Origin of the sequence: Bacillus sp. TH30, assembly GCF_016650875.1 — a bacterium.
GTDB classification, from domain to species: domain Bacteria; phylum Bacillota; class Bacilli; order Bacillales; family Bacillaceae_G; genus Bacillus_A; species Bacillus_A mycoides.
In genome coordinates this window covers 4,013,294-4,028,218 of record NZ_JAEKEY010000002.1, presented here as the reverse complement: position 1 = coordinate 4,028,218, position 14,925 = coordinate 4,013,294, and the positions used below count along the sequence as shown (strand labels likewise).

The 14,925-nt window shown below is 38.7% G+C and carries 14 protein-coding genes; 3 read left to right on the top strand and 11 right to left on the bottom strand.

What is annotated here, in order from left to right:
- Nucleotides 1-18: 18 nt before the first annotated feature.
- Nucleotides 19-384 (bottom strand): YoqO family protein, encoded by a 366-nt coding sequence (locus JFU20_RS23070; protein ID WP_002014699.1) that lies wholly within the window; start codon nt 382-384, stop codon nt 19-21.
- Nucleotides 385-548: 164 nt separating this feature from the next.
- Here JFU20_RS23070 and JFU20_RS23065 point away from each other — a divergent pair, with 164 nt between their 5' ends.
- The 3 genes from JFU20_RS23065 (at nt 549) to JFU20_RS23055 (ending at nt 3,055) form a co-directional block, all read left to right on the top strand.
- A complete protein-coding gene (locus JFU20_RS23065; protein ID WP_002014700.1) occupies nt 549-1,934 on the top strand; it encodes a hypothetical protein in 1,386 nt (461 codons plus the stop codon).
- A 166-nt stretch (nt 1,935-2,100) separates the two neighbouring features.
- Entirely contained in the window at nt 2,101-2,355 is a 255-nt protein-coding gene (locus JFU20_RS23060; RefSeq protein ID WP_002014701.1) for a YbeF family protein, read from the top strand.
- Nucleotides 2,356-2,377: 22 nt separating this feature from the next.
- Nucleotides 2,378-3,055, top strand: a complete 678-nt coding sequence (locus JFU20_RS23055; RefSeq protein WP_002014703.1) for an HAD family hydrolase — start codon at nt 2,378-2,380, stop codon at nt 3,053-3,055.
- 43 nt (nt 3,056-3,098) lie between these two features.
- On the opposite strand, the gene pyrE is transcribed toward JFU20_RS23055, so the two are convergent.
- The 10 genes from pyrE to pyrR all read right to left on the bottom strand — a co-directional run bounded on the left by pyrE (nt 3,099) and on the right by pyrR (nt 14,741).
- On the bottom strand, nt 3,099-3,731 hold the full coding sequence (gene pyrE, locus JFU20_RS23050) for an orotate phosphoribosyltransferase (RefSeq protein WP_000711455.1): 633 nt from the start codon (nt 3,729-3,731) through the stop codon (nt 3,099-3,101).
- On the bottom strand, nt 3,728-4,444 hold the full coding sequence (gene pyrF / locus JFU20_RS23045; protein ID WP_000083510.1) for an orotidine-5'-phosphate decarboxylase: 717 nt from the start codon (nt 4,442-4,444) through the stop codon (nt 3,728-3,730). The genes pyrE and pyrF overlap by 4 nt, the downstream gene beginning before the upstream one ends.
- The gene (gene pyrD, locus JFU20_RS23040) at nt 4,429-5,358 is read right to left on the bottom strand and encodes a dihydroorotate oxidase B catalytic subunit (RefSeq protein WP_002088238.1); all 930 of its coding nucleotides are present in this window, start codon (nt 5,356-5,358) and stop codon (nt 4,429-4,431) included. The genes pyrF and pyrD overlap by 16 nt, the downstream gene beginning before the upstream one ends.
- A complete protein-coding gene (pyrK, locus tag JFU20_RS23035; RefSeq protein ID WP_002088239.1) occupies nt 5,355-6,134 on the bottom strand; it encodes a dihydroorotate oxidase B electron transfer subunit in 780 nt (259 codons plus the stop codon). Before pyrK ends, pyrD begins: the two co-directional genes overlap by 4 nt.
- The gene (carB, locus tag JFU20_RS23030) at nt 6,131-9,349 is read right to left on the bottom strand and encodes a carbamoyl-phosphate synthase large subunit (RefSeq protein ID WP_002165154.1); all 3,219 of its coding nucleotides are present in this window, start codon (nt 9,347-9,349) and stop codon (nt 6,131-6,133) included. The genes pyrK and carB overlap by 4 nt, the downstream gene beginning before the upstream one ends.
- Nucleotides 9,334-10,431 (bottom strand): carbamoyl phosphate synthase small subunit, encoded by a 1,098-nt coding sequence (locus JFU20_RS23025; RefSeq protein ID WP_002121861.1) that lies wholly within the window; start codon nt 10,429-10,431, stop codon nt 9,334-9,336. Before JFU20_RS23025 ends, carB begins: the two co-directional genes overlap by 16 nt.
- The gene (gene pyrC, locus JFU20_RS23020; protein WP_002165153.1) at nt 10,428-11,714 is read right to left on the bottom strand and encodes a dihydroorotase; all 1,287 of its coding nucleotides are present in this window, start codon (nt 11,712-11,714) and stop codon (nt 10,428-10,430) included. Before pyrC ends, JFU20_RS23025 begins: the two co-directional genes overlap by 4 nt.
- A complete protein-coding gene (gene pyrB, locus JFU20_RS23015) occupies nt 11,698-12,612 on the bottom strand; it encodes an aspartate carbamoyltransferase (protein ID WP_002128846.1) in 915 nt (304 codons plus the stop codon). The genes pyrC and pyrB overlap by 17 nt, the downstream gene beginning before the upstream one ends.
- 147 nt (nt 12,613-12,759) lie before the next feature.
- The gene (gene uraA, locus JFU20_RS23010) at nt 12,760-14,052 is read right to left on the bottom strand and encodes a uracil permease (RefSeq protein WP_002014712.1); all 1,293 of its coding nucleotides are present in this window, start codon (nt 14,050-14,052) and stop codon (nt 12,760-12,762) included.
- Between the two features lie 146 nt (nt 14,053-14,198).
- Nucleotides 14,199-14,741, bottom strand: a complete 543-nt coding sequence (gene pyrR, locus JFU20_RS23005; protein WP_001156489.1) for a bifunctional pyrimidine operon transcriptional regulator/uracil phosphoribosyltransferase — start codon at nt 14,739-14,741, stop codon at nt 14,199-14,201.
- Between the last annotated feature and the right edge of the window lie 184 nt (nt 14,742-14,925).

Here is a 14,925-nt window from a genome sequence, read left to right as displayed (position 1 = left end):
CATTCGTACTCCCCCATTCTACTTCTTCTTTAATATGTAACTTGCTATACTTATAACAATTCTTAGCAAAATAACAACTACAATTACAAGATAAAGAGCTTTTGCAGACGACAACCATTGTTGAAAAATAGACATTTTCTCCATTTGCTTCTGACCTTCTATTAAAATAAAACCTACGACAAACGAACTAACAACAATGATACCTATCATAATTCCAATCCTTTTCTTGCTATATTGTTTCATATCATCCCAGTTATATAAAAGTACAAATACAAACCCGAAAACAGGTATGATACTGATCCATTCATTGTTTGTGAACAGATTTAAAATGATTAATAGACTACAAGAGAGGATGAATCCCCAAAATCCAATTTGTTTGCGCATATGCCCCCTCAAATTCCATTTTTAGGATTAATTGTATTGTAACATCCATTTACTATTCTTACCATTACAGTACATGAAATTTCACTTCTTCTTTTTCCTATACTCACATACTTTCACTGCTTTCATACAATAAACTACACGAATGCCTAAAGGATGTGAATGTTATGGGAGTTGAATTAACGCTGTTGCATACTCTCTATATTCTTTGTTTACTCACTATTATTACCTTTTTTATTCTCCGGAAAGATACGACGATTATTTGTATCGTTTTTATCTTTTTATTAGCATTAACCGCTACAAGCTCTATCCCTCTTGCTATTAGCGGTATTTTTCACAGTTTCATTTACGCCATTACTGAGCTATTACCAACTATATTAATCATCTCCATTATCGTATCAATGAGCAATCTACTCGTTCATACCGGCATAAATGATACGATGATTTCACCATTTACAAAAATGATTCGTACACCTACCCTCGCCTATTGGATTATCGGACTTTTAATGATGACAATTTCTTTCTTCTTTTGGCCTTCTCCAGCTGTCGCCTTAATGGGGGCTATTTTATTACCCGTCGCTGTACGCGTTGGCCTTCCGCCAATTGGTGTTGCCATTGCTATGAACTTATTCGGACACGGCATCGCCTTATCTGGTGACTTCGTAATTCAAGGTGCACCGAAATTAACTGCAGACGCTGCTGGTCTTCCTGTTTCCAGCGTTGTTTCAGCCAGTGTTCCCCTCGTTATTGTTATGGGTATTGTAACAACTTCCGTTGCATTTTTCTTCTTACGAAAAGAATTTCATATAGGCTTATCTATACAAGAATCTACTCCATCAACTGAGTCTTCTAAAACGCTCACTTCATTATCTCCTCAGACAAAAAAATGGCTCGCTATTTGTATTCCGATCGTATATGCCATAGATATTCTTTGCATGATTCAATTTAAACTACAAGGAAGCGACGCAACTGCACTTATCGGCGGGACGACTGTTATTATGATTATCATCATTTCTCTCATCGCCTACAAAGGTAATGGACTAAATAAAACGACCGATTATTTTATAGAAGGGCTCCAATTTGGATTTAAAATCTTTGGTCCAGTTATCCCAATTGCTGCACTCTTTTATTTAGGAGATAGCGGCTTTGTGAAAATTATCGGGGACTATTTACCGAAAGGTTCACATGGAATCATTAACGACTTAGGAATCGCCTTATCTCAAACTGTTCCTTTAAACCAATATGTATCGGCAGGAACATTAACTATTGTTGGTGTCATAACAGGCTTAGATGGATCTGGCTTTTCCGGTATATCACTTGCTGGTTCGATTGCCAATCTTTTCGGAACAGCACTTGGGCATGGAACAGCTACATTAACAGCACTCGGGCAAATTGCAGCAATCTGGACCGGGGGCGGGACTTTAATTCCTTGGGCGCTTATTCCTGCCGCTGCGATATGCAAAGTAGATCCGTTTGAGCTTGCACGCCGAAACTTTTTACCGGTTGTGATTGGCTTAATCGTCACCACTATCGTTGCGATGTTTATTCTATAACGTAAGCAAGTGTTCTCTTGCTTACGTTTTTTATTGTGAAATCCATCATTTATTACTGACTTTCAAAAGGGGTTATTTATATGTTAGCGAAGTTATATTAGGAGAGTATTTATTTCAAAACGTTTACGAGCAACAGATTACTTCAATTAGAAAAGGGGACATAACTATGAATGAATTGATTTTCGTCTTATTAATTTGTCCATTACTTATCTTTATCGTTTCTGTTATTGGAACACGTAGAACGAAAACGTATTACGTAATGCCGATTGTAACGTTTGCTAGTTTTTTAATAATAGGTGTTTTCGCCTTTACCCCAAAGTTTTTCTTTTGGATTGGTATGTACAGCATCTTCTCATTTATTGTTTCTTATATGACTCTCTTGTTTGTGAGAGGATATGAAGTTGTAGAAAACGCTAAGTAGTTACTAGTAAGGAGATTTTACTATGATTTTCTTTGATATCGATGGAACTTTACTTGATTACGACACTGCTGAGAAAAATGGTATCTCACATTTCTTCCAAAAGTATAATGATATTTTCTCAGGAAACGAATTAGAGGCTACGAAACTATGGCATGAATTATCCGAACAATATTTCAATAAATTTTTATCCAAAGAATTATCTTTTCAAGACCAACAAAGGTTGCGAATGTCTCATTTATTTAAAGTATATGAAGTAAACTTATCACTCGAGGAATCTCAGCACAGATTCAATCAATATATAGAACTATATAAGAAGAACTGGACCACGTTTGAAGATGTCCTCTATACATTGCAAACTTTGCAGCAAAGAGGATACTCGTTAGGTATCATTAGTAATGGTGACTATGAACAACAAATCGAAAAATTAACAGCTCTAAACATTCTACAATATTTCAAATATATTTTTACTTCTAGTGAAATTGGTATATCGAAACCAGACCCTGAAATATTTCACAGAGCCGTATTACAATCGAATCTTGAAATGCAAGACTGCTATTATATTGGCGATCGATTAGAAACTGATGCAATTAGTAGTACAGCAGCTGGAATGCAAGGGATATGGTTAAATCGGGATAACTCGCAACTCAAGTGCGCTGTTCCTACTATATGTTCTTTACATGAATTTTTAACAATGATATAAAAAAAGACGACCGCGTTTCCCCCCGCAGTCGTCTTTTTTCGTATTACGCTGTAACCCAAGCTTCGTCAGCTGGATTTTTACGCCACTCTTGTAATTTTTTCGTTTCAGCTTGTCCGATCATACCTTTTTCTGCTGCAACTTCAGTTAATGCACTGTAATCACTTAAAGAATATGATGCTACGTTTGCTGCTTCTAGTTTCTCTTTTCCTGACTCAAGCTCGTACGTGAAGATTGATACGATTCCTAATACTTCACAGCCAGCTTCGCGAAGTGCTTCTACACATGTAATTGCACTACCGCCAGTTGAAATTAAGTCTTCTACTACTACTACTTTTTGACCTTTTTCAGCTTTTCCTTCGATTTGGTTCCCTTTACCGTGACCTTTTGCTTTACTACGTACGTAGCACATTGGTAAATCCATACGATCGCTTACCCATGCAGCGTGCGCAATACCAGCAGTTGCTGTTCCTGCAATAACTTCTACAGTTGGGAAGTGCTCTTTAATTAACTCTTCTAATCCAGCTGCAATCGCTTGGCGTACTTTTGGATAAGATAAAGTTAAACGATTATCACAATAAATTGGTGATTTCATACCAGAAGACCAAGTAAATGGATCATTCGGTTGTAAAAATACTGCTCCAATTTCTAATAAATGCGATGCGATTTCTTTTTTCATACTGTTACACCTTCCCACTGTTGTTTTACTGTTTTATACGCTTCAAGCGGATTTTCTGCTTTTGTAATACTACGTCCAACTACGATGTAGCTTGAGCCAAGTTCCCTCGCACGTTTCGGTGTTGCTACGCGCACCTGGTCATTTACATCATCGCTTGCAAGACGAATCCCCGGTGTTACTGTTACAAATTCATTTCCGCATACTTCACGTAATTTTGGTACTTCAAGTGTTGAACAAACAACTCCATCAAGTCCACTTTCTTTCGTTAATTTTGCATAATGAGCAACCGCTTCTTCTAACGTTTTCTCAATGCCAATCTCTTTTTTCATCATAGCTTCCGAAGTGCTTGTTAATTGTGTAACTGCAATACAAATCGGTCTCTCTTTTCCTTCTTGCTTACCTTCCTCTAATCCCTCAATCGCAGCTTTCATCATACTGCTTCCCCCAGCAGCATGAACATTTACCATATCTACATCTAGACTAGCTAGGCTACGCATAGCGCTTTTTACCGTATTCGGAATATCATGAAGTTTTAAATCTAGGAAGATTTTATGTCCTTTTTCTTTTAAGTACGTAATAATTGCAGGACCTTCTTTGTAAAACAACTCCATACCAACTTTGACAAATAACTCTTCCCCTTCAAAGTGGTGTAAGAATTGTTCTACCTCTTGTTTCCCTGGAAAATCTAGTGCAACGATTAACGACTGTGACATGTTTGCTTCCAGCTCCTTCCTTGACATTCCGAAATATGATCAAATCCTAATTCATCTAGTAATGCTGGTAATTCTTCAATAATTGTCGGACATACGAACGGATCGATAAAGTTCGCCGTTCCAACTGCGACCGCGCTTGCGCCCGCATAGAAGAATTCAATTACATCTTCCGCTGTTTCAATACCACCCATTCCGATGATCGGAATGTTAACCGCTTGACTTACTTCATGTACCATACGAATTGCTACTGGCTTAATCGCAGGCCCTGATAGTCCGCCCGTACGGTTTGCTAAAATTGGTTTTGCAGTTTTTAAATCTAGACGCATACCAAGCAATGTATTAATCATCGTTAAACCGTCCGCACCCGCATTTTCAATTGCTTTTGCAATTTCCACAATGTTTGCCACGTTCGGTGACAATTTCACATATACCGGTACTTCAGAAACCTCTTTTACTCGCTTCGTTAAATCAGCAGCAATTTCAGGATTTGTACCAAAAGCGATACCACCCGTTTTTACGTTTGGACAAGAAATATTTAATTCTAGCGCATGAACATTAGGTGCCTTTGAAATCGCCTTCGCAACCGCTACGTAATCCTCAGCTTGTGAACCCGCAACGTTTGCAATAATCGGAAGATCAAATTGCTCGAGAAAAGGTAATTCAGAATTCATTACCTTTTCTAATCCAGGATTTTGAAGCCCGATTGCATTTAGCATTCCGCCTGGTGTTTCAGCAACACGAGGCGTTGGGTTTCCATAACGAGGTTGTTCTGTTGTCGCTTTAATCATAATTGATCCAAGTACACTTAAATCATAGAACTGTGCATACTCACGACCAAATCCGAAGCAACCAGATGCTGGGATGATTGGATTTTTTAATGATAACCCTGGTAATTCAACTTGCAATCTGTTCATAGTACAACCTCCCCGATTGGAAATACTGGTCCGTCGCTACACACCTTCTTGTAAGAATGCCCACTCGGATCTGCTTGCAAATGGCATACACATGCGAAACATGCTCCGATACCACAGCCCATACGTTCTTCTAATGAAATGTAGGCTTTTCTCTCCTTATAGCGTCCTTCTAATGCACGAAGCATCGCTAAAGGTCCACATGAGTAGAGAATGTCAAAGTCAATTCCATAGCTATCGATTACATCTGTTACAAACCCTTTTGTACCATGTGTACCATCAACTGTTGCAACATACGTATCACCAAGTTCTGCGAATTTCTCTTCATAGAAGACAACATCTTTCGTTTGGAAACCTAAGATGTGAATAACGCGTACTCCTTTTGCTACAAGACGCTGTGACAATTCATATAGTGGTGGTACACCAATTCCCCCACCGACTAATAGAGCCGTTTGTCCAGATTCCGCTTCTTCTACAGGAAATCCATGACCAAGTGGTCCTAACACATCTACAAGTTCACCTTGTTTTCTTTTCGCTAATGTTTTTGTCCCTTGTCCTTCCGCACGATATAGCATTGTAAATTCGTTCTTGTCTTGATCGACATTACAAATACTAATTGGGCGGCGCAGAAGGGGCGTAATGCCCTCTGCTACCTTAATGTGTACAAACTGCCCTGGATCGTTCATTTGCTGCACTAAATCCCCTTGAAGCACTAATTCGTAAATGTTTTTTGCGATTTCTTTTTGGTTAACGACGATCATATTTTGCTTTTGCATCATGCATGTACCACCTCGTGACGCTTCGTTTGCGTAATTTCTTTCATTGAATGAGCTGAGAATGTCATAGATTCTAATACTCTCAAGATTGCTCTCGTTGTATCAAGTGATGTTAAGCAAGCCACACCATTTTCTACTGATTCACGGCGAATGCGGAAACCATCACGCGCTGGTTGTTTTCCTTTTGTTAATGTATTGATTACAAACTGAGCTTTCCCTTGACGGATAATATCAAGTAAGTTGTAGTCTTCAGAATCAATTTTGTTTACAACTTGCACCGGAATGTTTTGTTCTGTTAGCGATTGTGCTGTTCCTGCTGTTGCTAATAAGTTATAGCCGATTTCATGGAAGCGTTTTGCAATTTCCAGCGCTTCTTCTTTATCTTTATCCGCTACAGTGATGATTACTGATCCGTGCGTTGGAATGTTAATTCCTGAAGCAACAAGTCCTTTATATAATGCTTTTTCAAGCGTTAAATCTTTACCCATTACTTCCCCTGTTGATTTCATTTCAGGCCCTAATGTTGTATCAACTGAGCGTAGTTTCGCAAATGAGAATACCGGTGCTTTTACATACACTTCCTTCTCTTCTGGGTGATAGCCAGTTCCATATCCTTGTTCTACAAGGTTTTGACCTAAAATAACTTTCGTTGCGATATTTGCCATCGGTACGCCTGTAATTTTACTTAAGAATGGTACTGTACGGCTCGCACGTGGATTTACTTCAATTACATACACTTCATCTTTGAATACTACAAACTGAATGTTTAGTAATCCAACAATGTTTAAACCTTTTCCAAGCCCAATTGTATGTTCAATAATTTGTTCTTTTAGTTTTTCAGATAAGCTCTGTGGTGGATATACTCCAATTGAATCCCCAGAGTGAACTCCAGCGCGTTCGATATGTTCCATAATACCTGGAATGAATACATTCTCACCGTCTGAAATTGCATCTACTTCAATTTCTTTACCAACCATATAACGGTCGATTAATACTGGGTGATCTGCGTGAACTTTAACCGCATTTTTCATGTAGTGCAGTAATTCTTCTTGACGATATACGATTTCCATCGCACGTCCACCTAGTACGTAAGATGGTCTTACTAATACTGGGTAACCAATTTTGTCAGCGATCGCTACTGCTTGCTCTACAGTCGTTGCTGTTTTACCAACTGGTTGCGGGATACCAAGCTTTGTTAAAGCTGCTTCAAACTTATCACGATCTTCTGCACGGTCTAAATCTTCAAGTGATGTTCCTAAGATTTTTACACCGTGTGCTTCTAATTTAGCCGCTAAGTTAATTGCCGTTTGTCCACCGAATTGGACGATAACACCTTCTGGCTTTTCTAAATCGATAATGTGCATTACATCTTCGATTGTTAATGGTTCAAAGTATAATTTGTCAGAAATACTGAAGTCTGTTGAAACTGTTTCTGGGTTGTTATTAACAATGATTGCCTCATATCCAGCTTCTTTTATTGCCCATACAGAGTGAACTGTTGCATAATCAAACTCAACACCTTGACCAATACGGATTGGACCAGATCCTAGTACAACTACACTCTTACGATCTGTTACAATCGATTCATTCTCGTCACCATATGTGCTGTAGTAGTATGGTGTTGCAGATTCAAACTCTGCCGCACAAGTATCTACCATCTTATAAACAGGAGTCATATTGCTTTCTTTACGCATATCGTAAATTTCACGCTCTGTTTTGTTCCAAGCATTGGCGATGTAATGGTCACTGAAGCCCATTTCTTTAGCAGATTGTAACACTTCCATATTTCCTACATTCGCTTTTACTTCGCGTTCCATGTTTACGATATTTTCAACTTTTTGTAAGAAGAAGAAGTCCATTTCACACCATTCGTTGATTTCTTCTTTCGTTACACCTTGACGGATCGCTTCTGCTACAACGAACAGACGCTCGTCATCAGCTTTTATAATACGCTTTTTCATCGTTTCTTTATCAAGCTCTTTTAAGTGGTCTAACTCTAGGTGATAAACGCCAAGCTCTAAAGAACGAATCGCTTTTAATAATGATTGTTCTAAGTTACGTCCGATTGACATAACTTCACCAGTTGCCTTCATTTGTGTACCAAGTGTTCTGTTTGCTGATTCAAACTTATCAAATGGCCAACGTGGAATTTTTGAAACAACATAGTCTAATGCTGGCTCGAAGCAAGCGTATGTTTTTTGTGTTACTGGGTTTATAATTTCATCTAATGTTAAACCGACTGCAATTTTCGCCGCTAGCTTCGCAATTGGATATCCAGTTGCTTTAGATGCTAGTGCAGACGAACGACTCACACGCGGGTTTACTTCGATTACATAGTATTGGAAGCTATGTGGATCAAGTGCAAGCTGAACGTTACATCCACCTTCAATTCCTAATGCGCGAATAATTCGTAATGAAGTGTTTCGTAACATTTGATACTCACGGTCACTTAATGTTTGGCTCGGTGCTACAACGATAGAATCACCTGTGTGAACCCCAACCGGATCGATATTTTCCATGTTACATACTACAATCGCGTTATCATTCGAATCACGCATTACTTCATATTCAATTTCCTTACAACCGGCAATACTCTTTTCTAATAAACATTGTGTTACTGGACTATGTTTTAATCCACCTGATACGATTTCAATTAGTTCTTCTTCATTATTACAGATTCCGCCACCTGTTCCCCCCATTGTAAATGCTGGGCGAACAATAACTGGATAACCAATTTCTTTTACAAATTCATGTGCTTCTTCCAGCGTATGAATAATCGTGCTAGATGGAATTGGTTCATTTAATTCCTGCATTAATGTACGGAATAAGTCACGATCCTCGGCTTGCTCGATTGCTGATAATTTTGTTCCTAAAATTTCAACTCCGCACTCTTCAAGTATGCCTGATTTCGCAAGTTCAACAGCCATGTTTAGGCCTGTTTGACCACCTAATGTTGGTAGGAGTGCATCTGGACGTTCTTTACGAATGATACGGCTTACGAATTCTAATGTTAATGGTTCTATATATACTTTATCTGCTGTTGCAGTATCTGTCATAATTGTTGCTGGGTTAGAGTTAACAAGGATTACTTTGTAACCTTCTTCTCTAAGAGATTGACAAGCTTGTGTACCAGAGTAATCAAACTCTGCTGCTTGCCCAATTACAATTGGTCCTGATCCGATTACTAAAATTGTGTTAATGTCTAGGCGTTTTGGCATAACTCTTCCCCTTCTTTCTTGAAGTTTTCAATCATTGCTAAGAAATCTTCGAATAAATCATTTGCATCTTCTGGTCCTGCAGAAGCTTCTGGATGGTATTGCACTGTAAATGCCGGGAACTTCGTATGACGAAGACCTTCTACTGTTCCATCATTTAAAGCAACATGTGTAATTTCCAGTTCTGTATTTCCAACTGATTCTTCTTCTACTGCGTAACCATGGTTTTGAGATGTAATTGCTACTTTTCCAGTTGCAAGATTTTTTACTGGATGATTTAAACCACGATGACCGAATTTTAACTTACTTGTATTCGCACCAGATGCTAGTGCGAATAATTGATGTCCTAAGCAAATTCCGAATAAAGGAACTTTACCGATAATGTCTTTTAGCATTTCAATCGCTTCTGGCACATCTTTTGGATCTCCAGGTCCGTTACTTAACATAATTCCATCTGGGCTAAGGCGTAAAATTTCTTCTGCTGTTGTATTGTAAGGTACTACAATTACATCACAGTCACGTTTATTTAATTCTCGTAAAATACCATGTTTCATTCCGAAGTCTACAAGTACAACTCGGTGTCCACGGCCTGGACTTGGATATGGATCTTTTGTTGATACGCGTTTCACATGATCTGTAAAGACAGTTGCTTTCAATTGGCTAACGATGTCCTCTACATCCACATCCATATTGCAAAGACGTCCGCGTAAAGTTCCATATTGACGAATTTTTCTTGTTAATTTTCTCGTATCAATTCCTGCTAATCCTGGGATATTTCTTTCTTTCAAGTAATCATTTAGCGAAATTTCATTACGGAAGTTTGATGGGTGATCACAAATTTCGTTTACGATTAAACCATTTACAGATGGGTGAATTGATTCAAAATCATCACGGTTAATGCCGTAGTTTCCGATTAATGGATACGTAAATGTTACGATTTGACCGCAGTATGATGGATCAGATAAAGTTTCTTGATATCCAGTCATCCCAGTTGTAAATACAACCTCACCTGACTTTTCTATTTCTCCTCCGAAACCTTTTCCAATTAATACTGTTCCATCTTCTAAGATAAGTTGTCTTTTCATACTAATGCACTCTCCTTTTGCCATGCGATCTTACCACCAACGATTGTCATAACCGGCCAACCTTGGCATTTCCAACCTGCGAATGGTGTGTTTTTTCCTTTTGATAAGAATGTTGTTGGATCAATTTCTTCTTCTTGTTCTAAATCGATAATTGTAATATCAGCTTTTCTACCTTCTGTTAGGCGCCCTGCTTCTAAACCGAATGTGTCAGCCGGTTTTTCTGTTAAGAATTGAATCAGTTGCTCTAATGTAATGATTCCTTTTTTCACAAGGTTTGTATATAAAAGCGGGAATGCTGTTTCAAAACCAGTAATTCCGAACGGTGCTCTTTCAATCCCTTGCGCTTTCTCTTCTGCAGTATGCGGTGCATGGTCAGTTGCGATCATATCAATTGTTCCATCTAATAGTCCTTCAATTAACGCTGCATGATCTTCTTTTCCTCGAAGCGGTGGATTCATTTTAAAGTTAGGATCAGCCGATGGGATATCATCTTCACATAATACTAAGTGATGCGGTGTTACTTCTGCTGTCACCTTAATTCCAGCACGTTTCGCGTCACGGATTACACGTACAGATCCTTTTGTACTTACGTGACATACGTGGTAGTGACAATTTGCAGCTTCCGCAAGTAAGATGTCCCGGGCAATATGTACGGATTCACATACTGATGGGATACCGTTTAATCCGTGTTTCTCAGAAAACTTCCCTTCATGTACACATCCTTTATTAATAAGTGTGTTCTCTTCACAGTGTGCAACAACTGCCATATTTAATTTCGATGCACGCTTCATTGCAGCTAACATCATACTTGCATCTTGCACGCCTACGCCATCATCAGTGAAAGCAAACGCTCCAAGTTCTTTTAACGTTTCAAAATCGGTCATTTCAGAACCTGCTTGACGTACTGTAATTGCTCCATATGGTAATACATTTACATGTGCTTTTTCTTTAATACGCTTTTGCAGGTCTTCCATATGTTCTTTACAATCTGGTACTGGGCGTGTGTTTGGCATTGCGCAAATTGTAGTAAATCCACCTTTTGCTGCTGCAAGTGTTCCTGTTTCAATTGTTTCTTTATGTTCACCACCTGGTTCACGAAGATGAACGTGTACATCTACTAATCCAGGTGCGATTAACTTTCCATTTACATCGATTACTTCAGCATTATCTGCCGTAATATTTTCTGCTACCTTCGCAATTTTACCGTCTTGTACGAGAAGATCTGTTGCTACGATTGTTCCTTCTGCATTCATATAACGACCATTTTTAAACAAATAATTCATGTTTCATTCCTCCTAATACATTTGGTAATGCGCGTTTTAGTACAGCCATTCTTACGTAGACCCCGTTTTCCATTTGCTTGAATATGCGTGAGCGTTCACACTCGACAAGTTCACTCGCAATTTCAACATCACGGTTTACAGGGGCTGGATGCATAATAATGCTTCCTTCTTTCATACGTTTTTCTCTTTCAACTGTTAACCCATGTTGCTCGTGATACTCTTTCATAATGTCTGTTTCATAATGGTCATGACGCTCATGTTGTACACGAAGTAACATCATCACATCCACTTCTGGAACAAGTTCATCTAAACTCTTGTACGTTCCAAATGTGTTCTCTTCATCTTTCCACTCTTCTGGGCTTGCAAAGTAAATTGTCGCGCCCAGTTTCGTTAATGCTTCTGCATTAGAACGTGCTACTCGGCTATGACGAACATCCCCAACTATTGCAATCTTCAAACCTTCAAATCTTCCAAACTCTTGTTTAATTGTTAGAAGATCGAGTAGACATTGCGTTGGATGATTTCCACATCCATCTCCAGCGTTCAAGATTGGGATATTCACCTGATCTTTTAATTCATCGAAGTAACGATCTTGCTCATGGCGGATGACTACCGCTTTTGTTCCGATTGATTCTAGTGTTCTTATCGTATCGTATAAAGTTTCTCCTTTTTGTACGCTAGATGCATCTGCGGAAAAGTCTAATACTTCAAGTCCTAATCTCTTCTCAGCAACTTCAAAGCTAAATCTCGTCCTCGTACTATTCTCAAAGAACAAGTTCGCAACAAATGTTTGCTCTGTCGTTTTTCTCTCTTTTCCATTCGCGAAATCTTCTGCGTCTTTTAGGATTTCTGAAATTTCTTGTTCCGATAATTCACTCATCGTTAACAAATGGCTCATCGTCATCCCTCATCTTTCTGTTTTTTATGATAACACCATTGAATTTATATAACAATAACTGTATAAAAATACCCTAGTCTTTGAGACTAGGGTGCGTTAAAGTAGCCACCCTTTTCTATCTCACAGGACTGAATTAAAAGGTTATTTTTATGAAGCAATCTGCTTAGATTGTTTTGTTTTATTTGTTTGTTTTGTCTCTGGTAGTAGTAGATTTAATAGTACACCTACAATTGCTGCTAACGCCATTCCTTCTACTTGGAACGATTCACCTACGTGCAGTACCGCTCCGCCAATACCGATTACTAGTATAACTGATGCAATCATTAAGTTTCGTTTGTCACCTAAGTCTGTTTTATCGTCTACCATCATACGTAAACCACTTGATGCGATTACACCGAAGAGTAAGATTGATACACCACCCATAACTGGTGTTGGAATCGAATGAATCAGTGCTGAAATCTTCCCGATAAATCCAAACATGATTGCGAACACTGCTGAACCGATGAATAAGTATACACTGTATGCTCTCGTAATTGCTAGCACACCGATGTTTTCACCGTACGTTGTATTCGGTGGTCCTCCTATTAGTGATGCGATCAATGTTGCTATCCCATCACCGAAGATTGAACGATGTAAACCTGGTTTTTCAATTAAATCTCTTTTAATAACATTTCCAAGTACAATTTGATGTCCGATATGTTCTGAAATTGTTACAAGTGCAACTGGCACCATTAAGAGTACAATTTTCCATGAAAACTCCGGAGTATATGTTACAAACGGTACTGTGAAGTCTGGTATGACAAACCATTTTGCCTCAGCTACTGGCTTTAAATCTACTAGCCCTTGGAAGTAAGCGAATATATACCCGCCGATGATTCCAAGTAGCACTGGTATGATACTGAAAAATCCTCTTCCGAATATGGAGCAAATGATTGTAATCGCTAATGTTACTAATGCTACTGAAAAGTGTGTAATGCTATACTTACCATCCGCACCGTTCATCGCCATGTTCACTGCTGTATGTGCTAAAGATAAACCGATTACCATTACGACTGGCCCAACTACGATTGGCGGAAGTAATTTCATAATCCATTCTGACCCAGATTTCTTAATTCCGAGTGAGATTAAGATGTAAACAAGTCCCGCAAGCATTCCTCCAAGCATCGCTGCTCCAGGTCCACCTGCTGTTTTCGCTGTAATAATTGGTGCAATAAAGGCGAATGATGATCCTAAATATGCTGGTACTTGACCTTTCGTTATTAGAAGAAACGCTAGCGTTCCTAATCCACTTGATATTAAAGCTACTGATGGATTCAGTCCTGTTAAAAACGGAACAAGCACTGTTGATCCAAACATCGCGAACAAATGTTGTATACTTAATAATAACCATTTTCCCGGTTTCGGTACTTCATGAATGTCTAACACTGGCTTTTGCTCCATTGTTACATCCTCCTTCAGTTTTGATTTTTGCAATAAAAAAACTCTTTGTGCCTGTGCACAAAGAGTCCTACACTTTCGTATGCCAAATTTGACATATGAAAGCCAAGACCCTTTGGCAGCCTCACAGGACTACATTTAAAAGGGCTTTACTTATCGTATATGCTTACTCGATCTTGTTGATCTGTCTCTTGCAAATCAACTTCGATACGCTCTTCACTAGATGTTGGAATGTTCTTTCCTACATAATCAGCGCGAATTGGTAATTCACGATGACCTCTATCAACAAGAACAGCTAATTGGATTTGTGATGGTCTACCTAAATCCATAAGAGCATCCATTGCTGCTCGAACTGTTCTTCCTGTATATAACACATCATCCACAAGGATAACTTTTTTCTTCGTAATATCTACAGGAATATCAGAACCTTTTACAAGTGGTTCTTTATGTTTCGATTGTAGTGTTAAATCATCACGATACAACGTAATATCTAACTCTCCTACTTCCATCTCTTTTCCTTCAATTTGACCAATTCGTTCTGCCAAACGTTGTGCAATAAAAATTCCACGTGTTTTTATTCCGACAAGAACACAATTATCGACACCTTTATTTCGTTCCACGATTTCATGACTAATTCGTGTTAAAGCGCGGCGAATCATTTGGTCATCTAAAACGACAGCTTTCTCTTGCATGCTCTACACCTCCAAGTTTTTTTCTTGCGTGAGAGTAATGGTATAAAAAAAGTCCTCTCAGCGTGTGCGAGAGGACTTTTGAAAAAAGGGTACAACATACCCTAAGTATTTCAAACCGTTACCTTCTCAACCTCACGGGGCTGTGTTAAAGGATCATTATTTAACTGTTGTCAGTATCTCAGTT

What these genes read in the sequence shown, in the direction of transcription:
- JFU20_RS23025 (WP_002121861.1), bottom strand. Translation starts at nt 10,431, where the DNA reads ATGAAAAGACAACTTATCTTAGAAGATGGAACAGTATTAATTGGAAAA.
- pyrK (WP_002088239.1), bottom strand. Translation starts at nt 6,134, where the DNA reads ATGATGCAAAAGCAAAATATGATCGTCGTTAACCAAAAAGAAATCGCA.
- pyrF (WP_000083510.1), bottom strand. Translation starts at nt 4,444, where the DNA reads ATGTCACAGTCGTTAATCGTTGCACTAGATTTTCCAGGGAAACAAGAG.
- pyrC (WP_002165153.1), bottom strand. Translation starts at nt 11,714, where the DNA reads ATGAATTATTTGTTTAAAAATGGTCGTTATATGAATGCAGAAGGAACA.
- JFU20_RS23065 (WP_002014700.1), top strand. Translation starts at nt 549, where the DNA reads ATGGGAGTTGAATTAACGCTGTTGCATACTCTCTATATTCTTTGTTTA.
- carB (WP_002165154.1), bottom strand. Translation starts at nt 9,349, where the DNA reads ATGCCAAAACGCCTAGACATTAACACAATTTTAGTAATCGGATCAGGA.
- uraA (WP_002014712.1), bottom strand. Translation starts at nt 14,052, where the DNA reads ATGGAGCAAAAGCCAGTGTTAGACATTCATGAAGTACCGAAACCGGGA.
- pyrD (WP_002088238.1), bottom strand. Translation starts at nt 5,358, where the DNA reads ATGAACAGATTGCAAGTTGAATTACCAGGGTTATCATTAAAAAATCCA.
- pyrB (WP_002128846.1), bottom strand. Translation starts at nt 12,612, where the DNA reads ATGAGCCATTTGTTAACGATGAGTGAATTATCGGAACAAGAAATTTCA.
- JFU20_RS23055 (WP_002014703.1), top strand. Translation starts at nt 2,378, where the DNA reads ATGATTTTCTTTGATATCGATGGAACTTTACTTGATTACGACACTGCT.
- JFU20_RS23060 (WP_002014701.1), top strand. Translation starts at nt 2,101, where the DNA reads ATGAATGAATTGATTTTCGTCTTATTAATTTGTCCATTACTTATCTTT.
- JFU20_RS23070 (WP_002014699.1), bottom strand. Translation starts at nt 384, where the DNA reads ATGCGCAAACAAATTGGATTTTGGGGATTCATCCTCTCTTGTAGTCTA.
- pyrE (WP_000711455.1), bottom strand. Translation starts at nt 3,731, where the DNA reads ATGAAAAAAGAAATCGCATCGCATTTATTAGAAATTGGAGCAGTATTT.
- pyrR (WP_001156489.1), bottom strand. Translation starts at nt 14,741, where the DNA reads ATGCAAGAGAAAGCTGTCGTTTTAGATGACCAAATGATTCGCCGCGCT.